The 20,063-nt window shown below is 70.6% G+C and carries 17 protein-coding genes; 4 read left to right on the forward strand and 13 right to left on the reverse strand.

Annotated elements, in window-relative coordinates:
* Nucleotides 1-110 precede the first annotated feature (110 nt).
* On the forward strand, nucleotides 111-1,001 hold the full coding sequence (locus M4V62_RS21200) for a D-alanyl-D-alanine carboxypeptidase family protein (RefSeq protein ID WP_249588827.1): 891 nt from the start codon (nucleotides 111-113) through the stop codon (nucleotides 999-1,001).
* A gap of 76 nt (nucleotides 1,002-1,077) precedes the next feature.
* Here the strand turns inward: M4V62_RS21200 and M4V62_RS21205 are convergent, their stop codons facing one another.
* The 3 genes from M4V62_RS21205 to pdhA (M4V62_RS21215) are packed head-to-tail and all read right to left on the reverse strand — an operon-like array spanning nucleotide 1,078 to nucleotide 4,792.
* Entirely contained in the window at nucleotides 1,078-2,619 is a 1,542-nt protein-coding gene (locus tag M4V62_RS21205; RefSeq protein ID WP_249588828.1) for a dihydrolipoamide acetyltransferase family protein, read from the reverse strand.
* Nucleotides 2,620-2,630: 11 nt separating this feature from the next.
* Nucleotides 2,631-3,611 carry an alpha-ketoacid dehydrogenase subunit beta gene (locus tag M4V62_RS21210; RefSeq protein WP_249588829.1) on the reverse strand — a complete coding sequence of 327 codons (981 nt, stop codon included), beginning with the start codon at nucleotides 3,609-3,611 and terminating at the stop codon, nucleotides 2,631-2,633.
* Between the two features lie 2 nt (nucleotides 3,612-3,613).
* A complete protein-coding gene (pdhA, locus tag M4V62_RS21215) occupies nucleotides 3,614-4,792 on the reverse strand; it encodes a pyruvate dehydrogenase (acetyl-transferring) E1 component subunit alpha (RefSeq protein WP_249588830.1) in 1,179 nt (392 codons plus the stop codon).
* 381 nt (nucleotides 4,793-5,173) lie between these two features.
* Between pdhA (M4V62_RS21215) and M4V62_RS21220 the strand changes: the two genes are divergently transcribed.
* Nucleotides 5,174-5,836 carry a response regulator gene (locus tag M4V62_RS21220; RefSeq protein WP_249588831.1) on the forward strand — a complete coding sequence of 221 codons (663 nt, stop codon included), beginning with the start codon at nucleotides 5,174-5,176 and terminating at the stop codon, nucleotides 5,834-5,836.
* Between the two features lie 114 nt (nucleotides 5,837-5,950).
* Nucleotides 5,951-6,391, forward strand: a complete 441-nt coding sequence (locus M4V62_RS21225; protein WP_249588832.1) for a pyridoxamine 5'-phosphate oxidase family protein — start codon at nucleotides 5,951-5,953, stop codon at nucleotides 6,389-6,391.
* A 101-nt stretch (nucleotides 6,392-6,492) separates the two neighbouring features.
* On the opposite strand, the gene M4V62_RS21230 is transcribed toward M4V62_RS21225, so the two are convergent.
* Nucleotides 6,493-8,076, reverse strand: coding sequence for a protein kinase domain-containing protein (locus tag M4V62_RS21230; protein WP_249588833.1), 1,584 nt, complete (start codon nucleotides 8,074-8,076; stop codon nucleotides 6,493-6,495).
* Nucleotides 8,077-8,371: 295 nt separating this feature from the next.
* Between M4V62_RS21230 and M4V62_RS21235 the strand changes: the two genes are divergently transcribed.
* Nucleotides 8,372-10,009 (forward strand): protein kinase domain-containing protein, encoded by a 1,638-nt coding sequence (locus M4V62_RS21235; RefSeq protein ID WP_249588834.1) that lies wholly within the window; start codon nucleotides 8,372-8,374, stop codon nucleotides 10,007-10,009.
* A gap of 125 nt (nucleotides 10,010-10,134) precedes the next feature.
* On the opposite strand, the gene M4V62_RS21240 is transcribed toward M4V62_RS21235, so the two are convergent.
* The 9 genes from M4V62_RS21240 to pdhA (M4V62_RS21280) all read right to left on the reverse strand — a co-directional run bounded on the left by M4V62_RS21240 (nucleotide 10,135) and on the right by pdhA (M4V62_RS21280) (nucleotide 20,024).
* Nucleotides 10,135-10,677, reverse strand: coding sequence for a bacterial proteasome activator family protein (locus tag M4V62_RS21240; protein ID WP_249588835.1), 543 nt, complete (start codon nucleotides 10,675-10,677; stop codon nucleotides 10,135-10,137).
* 124 nt (nucleotides 10,678-10,801) lie between these two features.
* Nucleotides 10,802-11,203, reverse strand: a complete 402-nt coding sequence (locus M4V62_RS21245) for a hypothetical protein (RefSeq protein WP_249588836.1) — start codon at nucleotides 11,201-11,203, stop codon at nucleotides 10,802-10,804.
* Nucleotides 11,204-11,423: 220 nt separating this feature from the next.
* Complete coding sequence (locus M4V62_RS21250; RefSeq protein ID WP_249588837.1) at nucleotides 11,424-12,401, reverse strand: NAD(P)H-quinone oxidoreductase; 978 nt, start codon at nucleotides 12,399-12,401, stop codon at nucleotides 11,424-11,426.
* A 39-nt stretch (nucleotides 12,402-12,440) separates the two neighbouring features.
* Nucleotides 12,441-13,553 carry a potassium channel family protein gene (locus tag M4V62_RS21255; protein WP_249588838.1) on the reverse strand — a complete coding sequence of 371 codons (1,113 nt, stop codon included), beginning with the start codon at nucleotides 13,551-13,553 and terminating at the stop codon, nucleotides 12,441-12,443.
* On the reverse strand, nucleotides 13,550-15,169 hold the full coding sequence (locus M4V62_RS21260; protein ID WP_249588839.1) for a molybdopterin molybdotransferase MoeA: 1,620 nt from the start codon (nucleotides 15,167-15,169) through the stop codon (nucleotides 13,550-13,552). The genes M4V62_RS21255 and M4V62_RS21260 overlap by 4 nt, the downstream gene beginning before the upstream one ends.
* Entirely contained in the window at nucleotides 15,166-16,203 is a 1,038-nt protein-coding gene (locus tag M4V62_RS21265; RefSeq protein WP_249588840.1) for an NTP transferase domain-containing protein, read from the reverse strand. The genes M4V62_RS21260 and M4V62_RS21265 overlap by 4 nt, the downstream gene beginning before the upstream one ends.
* A gap of 94 nt (nucleotides 16,204-16,297) precedes the next feature.
* On the reverse strand, nucleotides 16,298-17,836 hold the full coding sequence (locus M4V62_RS21270) for a dihydrolipoamide acetyltransferase family protein (RefSeq protein ID WP_249588841.1): 1,539 nt from the start codon (nucleotides 17,834-17,836) through the stop codon (nucleotides 16,298-16,300).
* Entirely contained in the window at nucleotides 17,836-18,864 is a 1,029-nt protein-coding gene (locus M4V62_RS21275; protein WP_249588842.1) for an alpha-ketoacid dehydrogenase subunit beta, read from the reverse strand. Before M4V62_RS21275 ends, M4V62_RS21270 begins: the two co-directional genes overlap by 1 nt.
* Nucleotides 18,861-20,024 (reverse strand): pyruvate dehydrogenase (acetyl-transferring) E1 component subunit alpha, encoded by a 1,164-nt coding sequence (pdhA, locus tag M4V62_RS21280; RefSeq protein ID WP_249588843.1) that lies wholly within the window; start codon nucleotides 20,022-20,024, stop codon nucleotides 18,861-18,863. The genes M4V62_RS21275 and pdhA (M4V62_RS21280) overlap by 4 nt, the downstream gene beginning before the upstream one ends.
* Between the last annotated feature and the right edge of the window lie 39 nt (nucleotides 20,025-20,063).

The raw sequence follows: 20,063 nt of genomic DNA on the forward strand, positions 1-20,063 counted from the left end.
GATTCGGACTTCACCCCCCTGGGAGCACATCCATCCGCCCCTCTCGTGCGTCTCACCATCGAGCGGCACCCTCATGTGGCCGCATTCCAGGGGCATTTGGAGCACAGACCTTGAAAACCCGCATTAAGGGCATTCGTCGCGCATCGGCCGTTATCGTCACCGCGGGTGCGGTACTCGCGGGCGGAGCCCTCACGACCCCGGCCCATGCGGCCGCGCTTCCCAAGCCGTCGATCGCCGCCAAGGGCGGCTTCGTGATGAACAACGGCACGGGCAAGACGCTCTTCACCAAGTCCGCGGACACCCGCCGGTCCACCGGCTCCACCACCAAGATCATGACGGCCAAGGTGGTGCTCTCGCAGCCGAACCTGAACCTCAACTCCAAGGTCAAGATCGAAAAGGCCTACAGCGACTACATCGTCAGGAACACCGCCTCGTCCGCCCGCCTGATCGTCGGCGACAAGGTCACCGTCCGCCAGCTCCTGTACGGCCTGATGCTGCCGTCCGGCTGCGACGCGGCGTACGCGCTCGCGGACAAGTTCGGCAAGGGCAACACCCGCTCGGCGCGCGTGAAGTCGTTCATCGGCAAGATGAACACGCAGGCCAGGAGCCTCGGCCTGACGAACACCCACTTCGACTCGTTCGACGGCATCGGCGGCGCGGGCAACTACTCCACGCCCCGCGACCTGACGAAGCTCGCCAGCAGCGCGATGAAGAGCTCCACGTTCCGCACGGTCGTGAAGACGAAGTCGACGAAGCAGAAGGTCACCACGAAGAGCGGTGGCTACCGCTACATGTCGTGGTCGAACACGAACAACCTGCTCAGCAGCTACAGCGGCGCGATCGGCGTGAAGACCGGCTCCGGCCCGCAGGCCAAGTACTGCCTGGTCTTCGCCGCGACCCGCAACGGCAAGACGGTCATCGGCACGGTCCTCACCTCGACCTCCGCGACCAACCGCACGAAGGACGCGAAGAAGCTGATGGACTACGGCTTCAAGAAGTAGGCCCGACGCGGTAGCCCCCGAGGGGGAAACGAAGAGGGCCCGCCGCAGCACGCGGCGGGCCCCCTCTTCGTACGGGCTACGCCCAGGTGATGAGCCGCTTGGGCTGCTCCAGGATCGCCGCCACGTCGGCGAGCACCTTGGAGCCGAGCTCGCCGTCGACCAGGCGGTGGTCGAAGGAGAGCGCGAGCGTCGTCACCTGACGCGGCTTGACCTTGCCCTTGTGGACCCAGGGCTGGAGCTTGATCGCGCCGACCGCGAGGATCGCGGACTCGCCGGGGTTCAGAATCGGCGTACCGGTGTCGACGCCGAAGACGCCGACGTTCGAGATGGTGACCGTGCCGCCCTGCATCGCGGCCGGGGTCGTCTTGCCGTCCTTGGCCGTGGACACCAACTCACCGAGCGAAGCAGCCAGTTCCGGCAGCGTCTTGGCGTGCGCGTCCTTGATGTTCGGGACGACCAGGCCGCGCGGGGTCGCCGCGGCGATGCCCAGATTCACGTAGTGCTTCTGGACGATCTCCTGGTTCGCCTCGTCCCAGGCCGCGTTGACGTCCGGGTTGCGCCGGATCGCCACGAGCAGCGCCTTGGAGATGAGCAGGAGCGGATTGACCCGCAGGCCCGCGAAGGCCTTGTCCACCTTGAGCTCGTCGACCAGCTTCATCGTCCGCGTCACGTCCACCGTCACGAACTCCGTGACGTGCGGCGCCGTGAAGGCCGAGCCGACCATCGCCTGGGCGATGGCCTTGCGGACGCCCTTGACGGGGATCCGCGTCTCGCGGGCGTCGCCGCCCACCACCGGGGCGGCAGCGGCGGGCACGTCGGCGGCCACCGGCTGCGGTGCGGACACGGTGGCGGAGGCGGGGGCGGGGGCGGTGGCGGTGGCGGCAGCGGGCGTCGCGGCGGAGGCCACCGCCGCGTGCACGTCCTCGCGCGTGATGATCCCGTCGGGCCCGGACGGGACGATGGCCGTGAGGTCAACTCCCAGGTCCTTGGCGAGCTTGCGCACCGGCGGCTTGGCCAGCGGACGCTCACCGGCGGGGGCTGCCGGGGCGGTAGCTCCCGGGGCCGGGGCAGCCGGGGCGGGAGCGGCAGCCGTACCGGAGCCGTTCAGTTCGACCTGGACCGCCGCCGCGTAGTACGTTCCCGCGGCCTCGGCCTGCTCCGAAGCGGCCTTGCGCGCCCGGCGCTTCGTCGAGGACTCGGCGACCCCATAGCCCACGAGCACGGGCTGCCGGCCCGTGGGAGCGGCTTCCTCCTCGGCAGCCGCAGGGGCGGCCTCCTGCACCGGGGCGGCGGCCTCAGCCGGGGCGGCGGTCTCAGCCGGGGCGGCGGTCTCGGCGGCTGCGGCGGGCGCACTGCCGCCGGACACGTCCACCGCGATGATCACCTGGCCGACATCGACCGTGGTGCCCTCGGGGAAGCGCAGTTCATGCACGACACCGTTGAACGGGATGGGCAGCTCGACGGCGGCCTTGGCCGTCTCGACCTCGCACACCACCTGCCCGTCGGTGACCGTGTCGCCCGGCGCCACGAACCACTTGAGGATCTCCGCCTCGGTGAGCCCCTCGCCCACGTCGGGCATCTTGAACTCGGCCAGCGCAGCGTCTGTCATCGTCGTCACGACCCTCTCCCTCAGTACGCCAGCGAGCGGTCGACAGTGTCGAGCACCCGGTCGAGGCCCGGCAGGTACTCCTCTTCCAACCGCGCCGGCGGATACGGCGCGTGGAAGCCGCCGACCCGAAGGACGGGAGCTTCGAGGTGGTAGAAGCAGCGCTCGGTGATGCGGGCCGCGATCTCCGCGCCCGTGCCCAGGAAGACCGGGGCCTCGTGGACCACGACCAGCCGCCGCGTCTTCTCGACCGAGGCCTGCACGGTGTCGAAGTCCATCGGCGACATGGAGCGCATGTCCACGACCTCAAGGGACTTGCCCTCTTCGGCGGCGGCCGCCGCGGCCTCCAGACAGACCTTCACCATCGGGCCGTACGCGGCGAGCGTCAGGTCCGTGCCCTCGCGGGCGACCCGGGCCTTGTGCAGCGGCGCCGGGATGGCGTCCGTGTCGACCTCGCTCTTGTCCCAGTAGCGGCGCTTCGGCTCGAAGAAGATCACCGGGTCGTCGCTCTGGATGGCCTGCTGCATCATCCAGTAGGCATCCGAGGAGTTCGAGGGCGAGACGACCTTGAGGCCCGCCACGTGCGCGAACAGCGCCTCGGGCGACTCGCTGTGGTGCTCGACGGCGCCGATGCCACCGCCGTACGGAATCCGGATGACGACCGGCATCTTGATCTTGCCGAGCGCGCGGGCGTGCATCTTCGCGAGCTGCGTGACGATCTGGTCATACGCCGGGAAGACGAAGCCGTCGAACTGGATCTCCACCACCGGGCGATAGCCCCGAAGCGCCAGGCCGATGGCCGTGCCGACGATGCCGGACTCGGCGAGCGGGGTGTCGATGACACGGTCCTCGCCGAAGTCCTTCTGCAGCCCGTCCGTCACCCGGAAGACGCCGCCGAGCTTGCCGACGTCCTCGCCCATGATGAGGACCTTGGGGTCGGTGTCGAGCGCGGTGCGCAGCGATTCGTTGATCGCTTTGGCGAGGGGAAGTTTCTGTACGCCCATGGTCACTTACCGCCTTCGTCCGCGAACGACGCCTGGTACGCGGCGAACTGGGCGCGCTCCTCGTCGACCAGCGCATGCCCGTCCGCATACGCGTTCTCGAAGATCGCCATCAGATCCGGATCCGGCATCGCCCGCACCACCTCTCGCACTCGCTTTCCCAACGCTTCGCTCTCCGCCTCGAGTTCCGCGAAAAATCCCTCATCCGCGTGACCTTCGGCCTCGAGGTAGGTCCGCAGGCGCAGGATCGGGTCCTTGGCCTCCCAGGCCTCGCGCTCCTCGTCCCTGCGGTACTTGGTCGGGTCGTCGGACGTGGTGTGCGCGCCCATGCGGTAGGTGAACGCCTCGATGAGCGCCGGGCCCTCGCCCGTACGCGCCCGCTCAAGGGCCCACTTGGTGACGGCGAGCACCGCGAGCACGTCGTTGCCGTCGACCCGCACGCCCGGGAAGCCGAAGCCCTGCGCGCGCTGGTAGAGCGGCACCCGGGTCTGCTTCTCGGTGGGCTCGGAGATCGCCCACTGGTTGTTCTGGCAGAAGAACACGACCGGGGCGTTGTAGACCGCGGAGAAGGTGAACGCCTCGGCGACGTCGCCCTGGCTGGACGCGCCGTCACCGAAGTACGCGATCACGGCCGAGTCCGCGCCGTCCTTGGCCACGCCCATCGCGTAACCGGTGGCGTGCAGGGTCTGCGAGCCGATGACGATCGTGTACAGGTGGAAGTTGTTGGTGTTCGGGTCCCAGCCGCCGTGGTTCACGCCGCGGAACATCCCGAGCAGATTGGTCGGGTCGACCCCGCGGCACCAGGCGACGCCGTGCTCGCGGTAGGTCGGGAAGACGTAGTCGTCCTCGCGCGTGGCACGGCCCGAGCCGATCTGGGCGGCCTCCTGGCCGAGCAGCGACGCCCACAGGCCCAGCTCGCCCTGGCGCTGCAGGGAGGTGGCCTCGGCGTCGAAGCGGCGGGTGAGGACCATGTCGCGGTAGAGGGCACGCATGTCGTCGGCGGTGATGTCCGCGACGTACGAGTCGTACTCGGCGTTCTTGACCCGCTTGCCCTCGGGGGTCAGCAGCTGGACAAGCTGGGGTTCCGTGCTTTTCTTCGGCGCGGCCTTCTTGGCGCTTGCGCGCTTCCCGCCGCTGGTCGTGCTGCGGCGCGGTGTGCGCGCGGCGGTGCTCTCCACGGTCACGTGTGCTCCTCCGTCGGTCCGGCCCCCGGGATTACCGGGTAAGCCAGTGCGGCTCGCCTGATCCGTGCCCGCGCACGGGGTGGGTGCGACTCGGCCGGGAACAGGCGTGACAGGTGCCCCGGCGAGCGCCCTGCACAATGCACGTTACCCAGTGCTTCCCAATTCTGTGAAACCCCATCTGACCTGCGAATTTGCTTGGATTTCCAAGTATCTGACTGCTTGGATTTCCGAGTAAATGCAGAAAGTCGGGAACAGTTCCTGGTCACAGCACTGATCACAGCCTGGCAGGGGGCCGGAACACCGGCACGTTATCCCGGCCACCCCGCGCACGGGAAGAGTTCAGCTCAGGCACTGCGAGAGATCGTGTGTGAGACTGGCTCCGTGCGCGAAGACGGAAAAATTACGGTATTTCTCCTCGACGACCATGAAGTGGTCCGCCGTGGAGTCCATGAGCTGCTCTCCGTGGAGTCCGACATCGAGGTCGTCGGCGAAGCCGGAACGGCCGCGGACGCCCTGGTCAGGATCCCCGCGACGCGACCAGATGTGGCCGTGCTCGACGTGCGTCTTCCGGACGGCAGCGGCGTCGAGGTCTGCCGCGAGATCCGTTCACAGAACGAGGACATCAAATGCCTGATGCTCACCTCGTTCGCGGACGACGAGGCTCTCTTCGACGCGATCATGGCAGGCGCTTCCGGCTATGTCCTGAAGGCCATTCGCGGCAATGAACTCCTCTCCGCCGTACGGGATGTGGCAGCAGGAAAGTCTCTGCTCGACCCCGTCGCCACGGCCCGGGTCCTGGAGCGCCTGCGCGACGGAAACACCCCCAAGGGCGACGACCGTCTGTCGAACCTCACGGACCAGGAGCGCAAGATCCTCGACCTGATCGGCGAGGGTCTGACCAACCGGGTGATCGGCGAACGGCTGCACCTCGCCGAAAAGACGATCAAGAATTACGTGTCCAGCCTGCTCTCCAAGCTCGGCATGGAGCGGCGCTCGCAGGCGGCGGCGTACGTGGCGCGCATGCAGGCGGAACAGAACCACTGACACACACTCGTCACCCTGCGTCACGGTTTGTGCTCGGAAACGGGACTTACGTCCCCGTCCCCTAGGGGCGGGATCCCCTTCCCCGGCCCCCCGCCGGTGCCGGAGGGTGGACGCATGCCTTCCGACGATCTGGAACAGGACGAACGGCTCGCCTTCGAACTGCTCGGCCGCACCGACTACGGCCGGGTCGCGACCAGCATGCGCGCGCTGCCCTTCCTCGCCGCCGCCCGCCACGTCGTCGTGGACGGGCGCATCCTGCTGCGGATGCACAAGGGATACGGCTACCACCAGGCCTGCGTCGGCAGTGTCGTCGCCTACGGGGCGGACAACCTCAGCGCGGAGACCGCGCGCACGGGCCAGTGGACCGTGCAGTTCGTCGGCCTCTGCGAGGCGATCGAGCCGACCAACGACGAGCTGGAACTCTTCGGCCCCGGCCCGCACTACGTGGACGGCGAGCTCTACGACCCGGTCTACCTGCGCATAGAGCCGCAGCTAGCCACGGTGCACACCCTGCACGGCGGCCGGCAGCGGCAGCTTCAGCGCATGACCTCGTAGAGCCTTCGACAACAGACGCACGCGCGCGTGGAGCCCGGAAGGGCTCCACGCGCGCGTGCGTCTCGTTCACGGGCCCGTACCACGGGCCTGTACGCCTCGGCTCAGCCTTCGGCGCCGCTGTTGGCCTCGCCCTCCGTGCCGCCGGTCACCGGCGATTCGTCACCGCCACCCGTAGGGGTGGGGTCGTCGGTCGGCGTCGTCGGGTCGTCCGTCGGCTCGGTGGGCTCGTCCGTCGGCTCCGTCGGGTCGTCCGTCGGCTGGCTCTCGGTCGGCGTCGTGGGATTCGTCGGGCCGGTGGTGTTCGGCTGTTCCGGGGTGTAGCTGCCCTGACCGCCGGAGCCGTCGCCCGGCAGCGTCTCCTCGTCCGAGGTGTCCTCTTCCGGACTCTTGCTCGGCTTCTTCGTCTCCGACTGGCTCGTCGGGGCCTTGGTCGGGCCTTCCTTTTCCTTCTGCTTGCCGTCGCCCGCCGTCAGCGCGTACGCGACACCCACGGCGATCGCGATGACCGCGAGCACCGCGAAGATCCACATCTTGCCCCGGCCGCCACGGCCGTTCCCGTCGCGGTGACCGCCCTCGAAGCCGCCGTCGTCGCCGCCCGGGGGACGCAGCATGGCGCCCGGGATCTGCGCGGTGCCGGAGTCGCCCGGGTGCTGCATCGCGGTGGTGCCCGCGACGCCCATCGCCGGGGTGCTGCCGCCCTCGTGCATGCCCGCCAGGTCGACGGGACCGGTGTTCCAGGTCCCGGTGTGGCTGCCCTGCTCGTGCAGCATCTGGAGCCCGTACTGGACCAGACCGCGCATTTCCTCGGCCGTCTGGAACCGGTCGTCCGGGTCCTTGGCGAGCGAACGCATCACCAGGCCGTCCAGCTCCGGCGGCGACCCGTCGGAGGTCTCGGACGGCGGTACGGGGATGTCCTGGACGTGCTGGTAGACCACGGACAGCGGCGTCTCACCGGTGAACGGGGGCCGCAGCGCGAGGAGTTCGTAGAGCAGACAGCCGGTCGCGTACAGGTCGGAACGGTGGTCGACGGCCTTGCCGAGCGCCTGCTCCGGGGAGAGGTACTGGGGCGTGCCCATGACCATGCCGGTCTGGGTCATCGTCGACTGCGCGCCGTGCAGGGCACGGGCGATACCGAAGTCCATCACCTTCACCGCGCCGGTGTCGGTGATGATCACGTTCGCGGGCTTGATGTCGCGGTGCACGATGCCGTGCTGGTGCGAGTACGCGAGCGCCTCGAGCACCCCGGAGACGATGATCAGGGCCTGCTCGGGACCCGGCGCCTCCGCGTTGAGCAGCAGATCGCGGATCGTCCGGCCCTCGACGATCTCCATGACGATGTACGGGACGACGCTCGGCCCGACGACGTCCTCGCCGGAGTCGTAGACCGCCACCACCGCATGGTGGTTGAGCCCCGCCACCGACTGGGCCTCGCGCGTGAAGCGGGCCTTGGAGACCGGGTCCTCCGCGAGGTCGGAGCGGAGCAGTTTGACGGCGACCGTACGACCGAGACGTACGTCCTCGGCCGCGAACACCTCCGCCATGCCGCCCCGGCCGAGTCTGTGGGTCAGCCGATACCGGCCGTCCCCGACAAGTCCGCCGTTACCCCACAACTCCGGCGCGTCTGACATACCGCCGCCACTCGCCTCGGGGTCGGACGGGCCCTGAGCGCGCTGCGTCTGTGCCATCAGTCCTCGCCGTCGTTTCTGGTCGTGGTGCTTGGTGGTACTGGGGGAACCCCGCCGGGCCACGCTACAGCCTTCGCGCGGCGCGGCGGTTCGAGGTGGACCGGACATCAAACCCGCCGGGGACCCTCGCACGCAAACTTGTAACGCTTCCGAGACGCTTCTTGCGCGTACGGTCACGGAACGGGCATCGAGCTTGACGTGGCACTGCCCTCGGGCAGACTTGGCCAGGAATAGCGGGAATCGATCACCGACCGCGGAGCCGTCCGGCACACCGCGCCGATGGGGGACGCACGACATGAGCAGCCAGGACGGCGCACAGGGACGGTATGCGGGGCGCTCGCTGGCCGGTGGCCGGTACCAGCTGCGCGATCTTCTCGGTGAGGGCGGCATGGCCTCCGTTCACCTCGCATACGACTCCGTACTCGACCGTCAAGTCGCGATCAAGACGCTTCACAGCGAGCTCGGACGCGAGCAGTCCTTCCGCGAGCGCTTCCGCCGCGAGGCCCAGTCGGTGGCCAAGCTCACGCACACGAACATCGTCTCGGTCTTCGACACCGGCGAGGACGAGCTCGACGGCGCGACGATGCCGTACATCGTCATGGAGTACGTGGAGGGCAAGCCGCTCGGCTCCGTCCTCGACGCTTCCGTCGCCCAGTTCGGCGCCATGCCGAGCGACCAGGCCCTGAAGATCACCGCCGATGTGCTCGCCGCGCTCGAGATCAGCCACGAGATGGGCCTGGTCCACCGCGACATCAAGCCCGGCAACGTGATGATGACGAAGCGCAACGTCGTCAAGGTCATGGACTTCGGCATCGCCCGCGCCATGCAGTCCGGCGTCACCTCCATGACGCAGACCGGCATGGTCGTCGGCACCCCCCAGTACCTCTCGCCGGAGCAGGCGCTCGGCCGCGGCGTGGACGCCCGGTCCGACCTCTACTCCGTCGGCATCATGCTCTTCCAGCTGACCACCGGACGGCTGCCCTTCGAGGCGGACTCCCCGCTGGCCATCGCGTACGCGCACGTCCAGGAGGAGCCGGTCGCTCCGTCCTCGATCAACCGCTCGCTGCCGCCCGCGGTGGACGCGATCGTCGCCCGTGCGCTCAAGAAGAACCCGAACGAGCGTTTCCCGACCGCCGAGGCCATGCGCGACGAGTGCCTGCGCGTCGCCCAGTCCTTCCAGGCGGCCGCGCCGAGCATCGTGCCGGGCGCCCAGACGGCGAGCGGCGCGGGCGTCGGCGCCTCGGTCTTCCCGCCGGTCGACTCCTCGCTCCCGCAGCAGGGCGGCGTCCAGACGCCGTACCAGCCGGGCCCGGGTACGTACGGCCCCGCCACACCGGCCCCCGTGACCCCGGGGTACGGCTACCCGCAGCAGGGTGGCTACCCGACCCCGGCGCCCACGAACGCGTACGCCCCGCAGGCCGCGCAGACCCCGCCGCCGTACACGCTCTCGCCGCAGCCCGCGCAGACGTCCGTACAGGGCGGCGGTTCCGGCTCGGGCGGTGGCAAGCGGAACATGCCGGTGGTCGTCGGCTCGATCGTCGTCGCGCTGCTCGCCATCGGCGGTGTGATCGCGGCGGTCTCGCTGAGCGGTGACGACGGCGGCAAGGACCCCAAGGAGAAGGAGTCGAACGCGCCGGTGGCGGGTCATCGGGGTCCGGACCGGTCCAAGACGATCGACACCGATGAGTGCACCGAGCCGGAGACCGCGTACAACGACGAGAACAAGATCAAGGTCCCGGACTTCACGTTCCAGGACTGGCGCTCCGTGCAGAAGTGCCTGCAGGCGGCGGGCTGGCAGTACGACAAGCGCACGGTGGACGAGAACACCTACGGGGAGGACACCGTCATGGTGCAGTCCCCCAAGGAAGGCTCCGACATCGACCCGGACGACGTGGACATCGAGTTCACGATCTCCACGGGCAACCCGGCCTGAGCCGCAGCAGCAGCAGCAGCAACTGAGCCTGCGCAGCAACTGAAACGAAGGGCCCGGTCACCTCGTGACCGGGCCCTTCGCGTTGTCGTGTGCGGCTCGCCCGAAGGCGTCGCGTCTAGGGGTGTCTAGAGGTAAGGCCCTCCGGTGCGCCCCGCGATGCCGCCGTCCTCTTCCTCCTCGCCGCCGCCCACACCGGGCGGCAACGCGCGCCGCATCGATTCGAGCTGCGCCCGCGCCGCCATCTGCTGCGCGAAGAGGGCCGTCTGGATCCCGTGGAAGAGACCCTCGAGCCAGCCCACCAGCTGGGCCTGCGCGATGCGCAGCTCGGCGTCGCTGGGCACTCCGTCATCGGTGAAGGGGAGGGAGAGGCGTTCCAGTTCCTCGACGAGCTCGGGGGCGAGACCGTCCTCGAGCTCCTTGACCGAACTGGCGTGGATCTCCTTGAGCCGTACCCGGCTCGCCTCGTCGAGAGGTGCCGCCCGCACCTCCTCGAGCAGCTGCTTGATCATGCTGCCGATACGCATGACCTTCGCCGGCTGTTCGACCATGTCCGTCACCGGGACCTCACGGGATTCGTCGTCTCCGCCGCCGCCGAGCGCCATTCCGTCCTGTCCGACAACCAGGACCTGGGGGCTCTCCGGCGACCGTTCGTTCCTCGGCATCTCCATGCCGCCATTCTCTCGCACGCGTACATCACACATCGGTGGTGCCCCCATTTGCCGCTGATCCACCGTGCACGAGGGGGCCGGTCGTGTACGAAGGGGCCGACCGTGCAGGAGAGGGCCGACCGTGTCAGCCGCGGCGCAGCCGCACGGCGAAGAATCCGAGACCGAGGCCGATGAGGACCAGGCCGCTGCCGAGCGGCAGGACGCGCAGGCCGGGCAGGGCGGGTTCGGTGGCGGTCCGCCGGGTGGCGTCGGACGCGGTGGTCCGGGTCTCGCCGGTCTGGGTCTCGGCGGTCTTCTTCTCTGGGACCGGCTCCGGTGTTCGGGGCGGCACCGACACCGAGGGGGGCGGAGGCGGCGGCACCGGATCCGCACGTCCCGGCCGGGCCCGGCCGTCGCCGGACACGCTTCCGGCGCGGGTCTCGCCGGGGGAGGGGTCAACCGCGTACGACAGGGAGAGGGATGAGACGGCCAGGAGCAACGTCACGAGCAACGTCAGGACCGACAAGGGGCGAAGCCATGGAGTCACCGTGCTGACCCCCTCCCGCTACCGGGTCGCCAAGATCAAAAGAGATCACTGAAGCTGCATCAAGCGTCACACAGCGACACAACTCCGGCATCTCGACTGACCTGGCGACCCGGCGGCGGGAGCGCAGCGCCCGGTAAGGGACGGGGGGAACTGCGCGACGAGCCCCCACCGGCCCGCGGGTCGATCACCCCACGCCAGGGGCGCGACTCCAGCGGCGCGCCTAGCGGACGAGCAGCACCTTCCCGATGTGCGTGCTCTCCTCCAGCACGCGATGGGCGGCCGCCGCGTCACTCATCGGCACCGTTTGGTCGACGATCGGGCGTACGTGGCCCGCGGCGATCAGCGGCCACACGTGCTCGCGCACCGCCGCGACGATCGTCGCCTTCTCCTCGGCGGGACGGCCCCGCAGCGAGGTCGCGGTGACGGCGGCGCGCTTGCCGAGGAGCGTGGCGATGTTCAGCTCGCCCTTGACCCCGCCCTGCATGCCGATGATCGCGAGACGGCCGTTGGTCGCGAGGGACTGCACGTTCCGGTCCAGGTACTTGGCGCCCATGTTGTCGAGGATGACGTCCGCGCCCGCGCCGTCCGTGGCCTTCTTGATCTCCTCGACGAAGTCCTGCTCGCGGTAGTTGATGAGGATGTCCGCGCCGAGTTCGCCGCAGAAGTCGAGCTTCTCCTTGGTGCCCGCCGTGACCGCCACCTTGGCGCCGACGGCCTTGGCCAGCTGGATCGCCATGGTGCCGATGCCGCTGGAGCCGCCGTGCACGAGGAACGTCTCGCCGGGCCGGAGGTGGGAAATCATGAAGACGTTGGACCAGACCGTCGAGGTCACCTCGGGCAGCGCGGCCGCCGTGACGAGGTCGACGCCCTCGGGCACGGGCAGCAACTGTCCGGCGGGGACGACGACCTGCTCGGCGTAGCCACCGCCGGCGAGCAGCGCGCACACCTCGTCGCCGATCTCCCAGCCGGAGACGCCGGGGCCGATGTCGGTGACGCGGCCCGCGCACTCGAGCCCCGGGTAGGGGGACGAGCCGGGTGGCGGGTTGTAGAAGCCCTGGCGCTGGAGCAGATCGGCGCGGTTCACGGCGCTGGCCACGACGTCGACCAGCACCTCACCCTCGCCGGGTACGGGATCGGGGACCTCGGCCCATACGAGCGCTTCGGGTCCACCGGCTTCGGGGATCGTGATCGCATGCATGCGGGCGAGGCTACTCCCTGCGGATTCCGGCCGGTCCGACTACGTGCGCAGACCGCCACGCGGCGGATTCGACCGGGCGTCGGGTGCCATCGGTGACGTCGGCGTCGCCCGCACGATGGTGATCAGCCGGTCCATCAACTGCAGCTTCCCGACAGCAGGATCGTCGTATCCGAGCACTCGATGCCCGCGTACGACACTGACCACCAGATCGTCCGTCTCACGGACGCCCATGCCCACTTCGGCCTTTATCACCGGCCGTTCGACGAGATCGAGCCCGCTGCCCTGCTGGATCAGATCCTCCATGACCATGCCCGCGCTCGGGCTGAGCACGGAGAGGCCGAGCAGCCGTCCCGCCGCGCTGGCGCTGGTGATCACCGCGTCGGCGCCGGACTGGCGCAGCAGCGGCGCGTTCTCCTCCTCGCGCACCGCGGCCACGATCTTGGCCCCGCGGTTCATCTGCCGGGCGGTCAGCGTGACCAGGACGGCGGTGTCGTCGCGCTGGGTCGCGATGATGATCTGGCGGGCGCGCTGCACCTCGGCACGGAGCAGCACGTCGCTGCGCGTCGCATCGCCGATGACGCCCGCGTAGCCCTCGGCTGTGGCGGCGTCGACGACCTTGGCGCTCGGGTCGACCACCACGATCTGCTCGGGCTTCAGACCGGTCGCACAGACGGTCTGGATCGCGGAGCGGCCCTTCGTGCCGAAGCCGACGACGACGGTGTGTTCACGCAAGTTGGACCTCCAGCGGTTCAGACGCCATTCCTCGCGCGTACGTTCCGTGAGTACTTCAAGGGTGGTACCGACCAGGATGATCAGGAAGAGCACACGCAGCGGCGTGATCAGGAGAATGTTGCAGAGCCGCGCGCTGTCGCTGTACGGGACGATGTCGCCGTAACCGGTGGTGGAGAGCGTGACGGTGGAGTAGTAGGCGGCGTCGAGGAAGTCGAGCCCGTCGTCCGAGTTGTCGTGATAGCCGCCGCGGTCGATCCAGACGATGAAGGTCGTCAGGGCGAGCACGGCGAGCGCCATCATCAGCCGCTTGCCGACCTGCAACAGGGGGCGCTCGACCACCCGGCGCGGCAGCTTGATCCGGTGGGTGACGAGGTGTTCGTCGGGGTTGCGCGCGATGGCGTCATGGCCGGGAAGTTTCACGTGAAACACTCTCCGGCTGTGTCTGGGGTGGTGGCGGTGGCTGTCGCTGTGGCTGAGTTCGTGCTTGTGGCTGTCGCTGTAGCTGCGTTCGTGGCTACGTCCGTGCCTGTGGCCGCGTCCGAGAGGGCCCACGGGAGGTCGAGGACCTCCAGCTCCTGGCCCTGTCGCCCGCCGCCCGGCGGAACGACCGCGAGCCCGTCGGCCACCGCGATACCGCGCAGCATCGCCGGGCCGTTGTAGTGCAGCGGCACCGCGTGGTCGGCGCGGAGCGTGACGGGGACGAGACGGGTGTCGTGCGGATGTCCGTGCACGTCCTCGCGCAGCTCGGCGGTGTACGCCGACGTGGCGGGGCGCCCCGAGAGCGTACGCAGCAGGGGCTCGGCCAGGGTCAGCAGGCCGGAGACGGCCGCGAGCGGATTGCCGGGCAGGCCGACGAGGTGCTGGTCGGGGCGGATGCGGGCGAGCAGCATGGGGTGCCCGGGGCGGACCGCGACGCCGTCCACGAGGAGCTCGGCGCCGATGCGGCGCAGGATGGGGTGGACGTGGTCGACCGGGCCTGAGGCGGTACCACCGGTGGTGACGATGAGGTCGGCGGCGGAGCTGGTGATGGCCTGATGGAGCGCCTCGGCATCGTCACCGAGCCTGCGCACGGCGATGACTTCCGCGCCCAGTGAGCGCAGCCAGGGCGGAAGCATCGGACCGAGCGCGTCGCGGATGAGGCCCTCGTGGGGGAGCCCCTCGGTCAGCAACTCGTCGCCCAGGATCAGCACTTCGACTCTGGGGCGGGGCACCACGGGCAGTTCGTCGTATCCCGCGGCTGCCGCGAGGCCGAGCACCGCCGGGGTCACCAGGGCGCCGGGCGGAAGGAGTTGATCGCCGGAGCGGCACTCCTGACCGCGCGGCCGGATGTCCTGTCCGTGCGCGACGTCTCGCCGGGGGTGCAGCCGCCCCTTGTCGTCGGTGAGGCCGTGCTCGCTGCGGATGACGGCGGTGGCCTCCTGCGGAATCCGTGCCCCGGTCGCGATCCGCACGGCCTCACCGTCGGAGAGCGGGTCCGGCCGTCCGTGCCCGGCGAGGATCCCGTCGGCCCGCACGTCCCAGGGCCCGGGTCCCGCGACGACCCAGCCGTCCATCGCCGAGGTGTCGAAGGAGGGGAGATCCGTGAGGGCGACGAGGGGCGCGGCGAGTACGAGGCCGAGCGCTTGCCCCAGGGGGACGGCGACGGGCGCCGAGGCTGAGGGCACGGGCCGCGGGGCGCGACCGGCGAGGGTGCGGGCGACGGGCCAGGGGGTGATGTCGCGGTGGTCTTGGTGGTCACGGTGGTCGCGGTGGTTGGCCGCCTGGGGGTCTCCGCTCGGCGCCGCGCCCTGCTCGCGGGGGGCGGATGCGGCGGGCGTGCCGGGGGTGGTGGGAGTGGCTGGCGTGCCGGGCGCGGGCGGAGGCTGGGGCACGGCTTCGTGCCCCAGGTTGCCCGAGGCGGCCGACGCACCCGCACCCCGAAGATTGCTGCCGCCGGGCTCACCGTCGGCGCGCCCGCCGGTCCTGCGGCCATGGTCGTCGTTCACCAGGGCGAGAGCCTCGTCCAGCTCGGCGTCCGGCGCGGGCTGCCCACTCATCCGGCATCCGGCCGCATGTCGTCCCGTGCGCCCTGCCCCGGGTCGGGGGCGGCACCCGACGGCGTCGTGCCGGGCGTCGCATCACTAGCCGCGGCAGGCGTCGCATCAGGCGCCGCGCCCGCATCGGAGCCGCCCTCCTCCGCCCACCGCGTAGCCAGCGCCGCCGCCTTGCGGGCGGCCTCGGCCACGGCCTCGGGCCCGCCGCCCTCCGCGGCCCGCGCCGCCGCGTACCCCACCAGGAAGGTGGTCAGCGGAGCCGCAGGCCTGGCCACGCCGTGTGCGGCGTCGCGCGCGAGGTCGAGCAGCAAGCCGGTGTCGACGTCGAGCTCGATGCCCAGTTCGTCCTTGACTGCGGAAATCCATTCATCCAACACGTGCCCATGCTCCCTGATGCGGGCCCGAGCGGCCGCGATGTCGTCCCAGGTGTCGCAGTCGAAGGACGCGACAGGGTCGGCGACCCGGGTGAGTTCGAGCCGCGCGGTGAGGGACCGCAGCGGAAGTCCTGTCAGACCGTCGTGCTCGGCGGCGAGCCGTGCGATCTCACGCTTCAGCGACGCACTGCGGTAGGCCGCCACCAGCGGCTGGTCCCGGCCGCCGGGATCGCTCAGGACCGCACCGTCCGCGCCGCTCTTCCGCAGCGCGGCAAGAAGGCTCCGGACCGTCCGCTGCTCCAGGAACGGCAGATCGGCGGAGAGCGCCACGACCTGCTCCGCCCCCGTGCACCGCAGCCCCGCTTCGAGCGCGGCGAGCGGCCCCGCACCGGCGGGTTCCTCGCGCGCCCACACCACGGGGCGCGCGGTCGGCCGGGGCCCGGCGACGACCACGGTCGTCCCCGCGCCGGAACACGCGCCGAGCACCCGGTCGAGCAGCGCCCGGCCACCCACCCGCAGCCCCGGCTTGTCCACACCACCGAGCCGTCTGGCGCCCCCTCCCGCAAGGATCACGGCGTCGTACGGATCGTCGTAGGGACCATCGGTCGGGGCGGCGTTCGAGGCGGCGGATACGGCGCCACCCGGAACCCTCTGCGCGGTCATCCCCCGAGTATGGGCGCACGAAGGATCAATGCCACCCCTCTGTACGGGGACTCACATGACCGCGCCGGGACTCACACCGCCGCCCCGAACCTCCTCACACCGACCGCAGCAGCACCGCGGGCTGCTCCACGCAGTCCGCCACGAACCGCAGGAACCCGCCCGCCGTGCCGCCGTCGCACACCCGGTGATCGAAGGTCAGCGAGAGCTGCACGACGTGCCGCACCGCCAACTCCCCTTGGTGCACCCACGGCTTGGGCACGATCCGGCCCACGCCGAGCATGGCCGCCTCGGGGTGATTGATGATCGGCGTGGAGCCGTCGACCCCGAACACCCCGTAGTTGTTCAGCGTGAACGTGCCGCCCGTCAGCTGCGCCGGCGTCAGCTTCCCGTCCCGGGCGGCCTCCGTGAGCCGGATCAGCTCGGCGTTGACGGATTCGGTGGTGCGCGTGTTCGCGTTGCGGACCACGGGGACGACCAGACCGCGGTCGGTCTGCGCGGCGAAGCCGAGGTGGACATCCGCGAGCCGGACCACCTCGCGCGCCTCCATGTCCACGGTGGAGTTGAGCATCGGATAGCGGGCCAGCGCGGCCACGCTGATGCGGGCGAACAGCGCGAGCAGCGAGATCTTCTGCCCCTCGCCCTCCTTCGCGGCTCCGTTCATCGCGGCGCGCGCCGCGAGCAGTTCCGTCGCGTCGGCGTCGACCCAGCAGGTGGCTTCCGGTATCTCGCGCCTGCTGCGGGACATCTTGTCCGCGACGAGGCCCCGGATGCCGGTCAGCGGGTAGCGGATCTCCGCCCCCGTCGGGGCAACGCGCGGCTCCTCGCTCACCGCTCCCACCGGTGTGTGCGTAGGCGTGACGTCGTGCGTGCGCGTGGGCGTGGGTTCGTGCGTGCGCGTGGGCGTGGGCTCGTACGTAGGCGTGGCCGCGTGTGCGGTCGTCCGCCCCACCGCGATGGCGCTCTCCACGTCCGCCCTCGTGATCAGCCCGTCAGGTCCCGTGCCCAACAGGACACGGAGATCCACGTCGTTCTCCCGCGCCAGCTTGCGTACGAGGGGGGAGATCACCGGTATCGGGCCGTCCGTGCGCGGAAGCGTGCCCGCCCCCGAAGAACCCGAGGCCTCGGAAGGCCCAGCGGCAGGCTCCTGCGGCCGCGGCGGCTTCTCCTGCCGCACGGCCCGCGGGACGGGCTGGGCGGCAGGCTTCGGCGCGGGCTGCGTGACAGGCCCCGCCGAGCGCACCCTCCTGCGCCGCGCGGGCGCCGCAGCCGTGCCGTACCCGACCAGCACGTTGCCGGAGGACTCCTCGGCGGCGGCCGTCTGCAGGGCCCGCTCCGCCGGCTCTTCCGGAGCCGGAGCGGGGCTCCCCTCCGGGGCGCCGACGGCGACCGTCAGCAGCGGCGCGCCCACCGGCAGTTCCGTCCCCTCCTCACCGAAGAGGGCCGTCACCACGCCTCCGTACGGGCAGGGCACCTCCACCAGCGCCTTGGCCGTCTCCACCTCGACGACGGGCTGGTCCACGGCGACGACATCGCCGACCTGCACGAGCCAGCGGGTGATCCCCGCCTCCGTGAGCCCCTCGCCGAGATCGGGCAGCTTGAACTCGAGGCTGTTCACATTCAGACCGGGCGCCATCAGCTGTCCGCCTCCCACTGCAGTCGCGCGACCGCGTCCAGGATCCGGTCCACGCCCGGCAGATGATGCCGCTCGAGCATCGGCGGCGGATAGGGAATGTCGAATCCGGCGACGCGCAGGACCGGCGCCTCCAGGTGGTGGAAGCACCGCTCCGTGACGCGAGCGGCGATCTCACCGCCGGGGCCGCCGAACCCGCCCGACTCGTGCACGACGACTGCGCGCCCGGTCCGCCGCACGGAAGCGGCCACCGTCTCGTCGTCGAAGGGCACGAGCGAGCGCAGATCGACCACTTCGAGGTCCCACCCCTCGGCGACGGCCGCCTCGGCCGCCTCCAGGCAGACGGGCACGGACGGCCCGTACGTGAGGAGCGTGGCGCTGCGGCCGGTGCGCCGCACCACTGCCTTGCCTATGGGGTCAACGGCCTGCGGCGCGTCCGGGTTCCAGTCGGCCTTCGACCAGTAGAGGCGCTTAGGCTCCAGGAAGACGACCGGGTCGTCGGAGGCGATGGAGGCCCTCAGCAGGCCGTAGGCGTCGGCGACCGTGGCGGGCGTGACGACATGGAGTCCCGGAGTCGCCATGTAGTACGCCTCGGAGGAGTCGCTGTGGTGCTCGACTCCGCCGATGCCACCGCCGTAGGGCACGCGCACCGTGATGGGCAGCGGCATCGCGCCCCTCGTGCGGTTCCGCATCCGCGCGACGTGGGAGATCAGCTGCTCGAAGGCGGGGTAGGCGAACGCGTCGAACTGCATCTCGACGACGGGCCGAAGCCCGTACATCGCCATGCCGACGGCCGTCCCCAGGATGCCCGCCTCGGCGAGCGGTGTGTCCGTACAGCGGTCCTCGCCGAACTCCTTGGTGAGTCCGTCGGTGACGCGGAAGACCCCGCCGAGCGCCCCGACGTCCTCTCCGAGGACGTGCACGGCCGGGTCCTCGGCCAGGGAGTCACGCAGCGCGCGCCCCAGCGCCTGCGCCATGGTGGCCGGTTTGGCTGCCTTCTTGGTGGCCCGTTCGGCCGCGACCGTACTCATCGCGCGTTCTCCTCGCCGTCCGCGTCGTCTGCGTCGTCTGCGTCCGAGGCCTCGAGCTCGGCCCGCAACTGCGCCGCCTGCTCGCGCAGTTGGGTGGTCTGCTCGGCGTACACATGGCTGAAGAGGTCCATGGGGTTCAGCTCGGGGTCCTGGTTCATGCGTTCACGCAGGTCGGCCGCCATCGCCTCGGCGTCGTCACGGGCCGCCCGCCTGCGGTCCTCGTCGAGGAGTCCGCGCTCGGTCAGCTCCCGCTCCAGAAGCAGGATCGGGTCGTGCGCGCGCCAGGCCTCGACCTCGGTGTCCCCGCGGTAGCGCGTGGCGTCGTCGGCGTTCGTATGGGCTTCCATGCGGTACGTCACCGCTTCGACGAGCGTGGGGCCGCCGCCCGCGCGTGCGCGGGACACCGCGTCGCTCAGCACCTCGTGTACCGCCGCCGCGTCATTGCCGTCCACCAGGCGTCCCGGCATTCCGTACCCGACGGCCTTGTGGGCCAGGGACGGGGCGGCCGTCTGCTTGTCGAGGGGCACGGAGATCGCGAAGCCGTTGTTCTGCACCAGGAAGACGACGGGCGCCTGCCAGACGGCCGCGAAGTTCAGCGCCTCGTGGAAGTCGCCCTCACTCGTGCCGCCGTCGCCGACCATGGCGAGCGCGACCACGTCGTCGCCCTTCAGGCGGGCGGCGTGCGCGAGACCCACGGCGTGCGGGAGCTGGGTCGCCAGCGGGGTGCACAGGGGCGCTATGCGGTGCTCGCGCGGGTCGTACCCGGTGTGCCAGTCGCCGCGCAGCAGGGTCAGCGCCTGGACGGGGTCGAGGCCGCGGGCGACCGCGGCGAGCGTGTCGCGATAGCTGGGGAAGAGCCAGTCCCGCTCCTGGAGAACCAGCGCGGCGGCCACCTCGCACGCCTCCTGGCCGGTGCTGGAGGGGTAGACCGCGAGCCTGCCCTGCTTGGTCAGGGCCGTCGCCTGCGTGTTGTACCGCCGTCCGAGCACCAGCTGTGCGTACAGGCGGCCCAGGAGCTCCTCGTCGGCCTTGCCGGCGGCCTCCGTGCCCAGGACGCGATAGGGCTCCGCGTCGGGCAGCAGCGGCGCGGGATCGGTCCTGAGCTGCCATGCGGGTGGCGGGGTGGGCCGGTAGACGCCCCGCTGCTCCATGACCGTCATGTCGGCACCTCCATGTGGAAGCGGTCTCCTCGTGGGAGC

Origin of the sequence: Streptomyces durmitorensis, assembly GCF_023498005.1 — a bacterium.
Classification (GTDB): domain Bacteria; phylum Actinomycetota; class Actinomycetes; order Streptomycetales; family Streptomycetaceae; genus Streptomyces; species Streptomyces durmitorensis.

Coding starts and splice junctions, on each gene's coding strand:
- M4V62_RS21260 (WP_249588839.1), bottom strand. CDS start 15,169: ATGAGTGGGCAGCCCGCGCCGGACGCCGAGCTGGACGAGGCTCTCGCC.
- M4V62_RS21270 (WP_249588841.1), bottom strand. CDS start 17,836: ATGGCGCCCGGTCTGAATGTGAACAGCCTCGAGTTCAAGCTGCCCGAT.
- M4V62_RS21250 (WP_249588837.1), bottom strand. CDS start 12,401: ATGCATGCGATCACGATCCCCGAAGCCGGTGGACCCGAAGCGCTCGTA.
- M4V62_RS21225 (WP_249588832.1), top strand. CDS start 5,951: ATGCCTTCCGACGATCTGGAACAGGACGAACGGCTCGCCTTCGAACTG.
- M4V62_RS21275 (WP_249588842.1), bottom strand. CDS start 18,864: ATGAGTACGGTCGCGGCCGAACGGGCCACCAAGAAGGCAGCCAAACCG.
- M4V62_RS21210 (WP_249588829.1), bottom strand. CDS start 3,611: ATGGGCGTACAGAAACTTCCCCTCGCCAAAGCGATCAACGAATCGCTG.
- M4V62_RS21230 (WP_249588833.1), bottom strand. CDS start 8,076: ATGGCACAGACGCAGCGCGCTCAGGGCCCGTCCGACCCCGAGGCGAGT.
- pdhA (WP_249588843.1), bottom strand. CDS start 20,024: ATGACGGTCATGGAGCAGCGGGGCGTCTACCGGCCCACCCCGCCACCC.
- M4V62_RS21240 (WP_249588835.1), bottom strand. CDS start 10,677: ATGGAGATGCCGAGGAACGAACGGTCGCCGGAGAGCCCCCAGGTCCTG.
- M4V62_RS21235 (WP_249588834.1), top strand. CDS start 8,372: ATGAGCAGCCAGGACGGCGCACAGGGACGGTATGCGGGGCGCTCGCTG.
- M4V62_RS21265 (WP_249588840.1), bottom strand. CDS start 16,203: ATGACCGCGCAGAGGGTTCCGGGTGGCGCCGTATCCGCCGCCTCGAAC.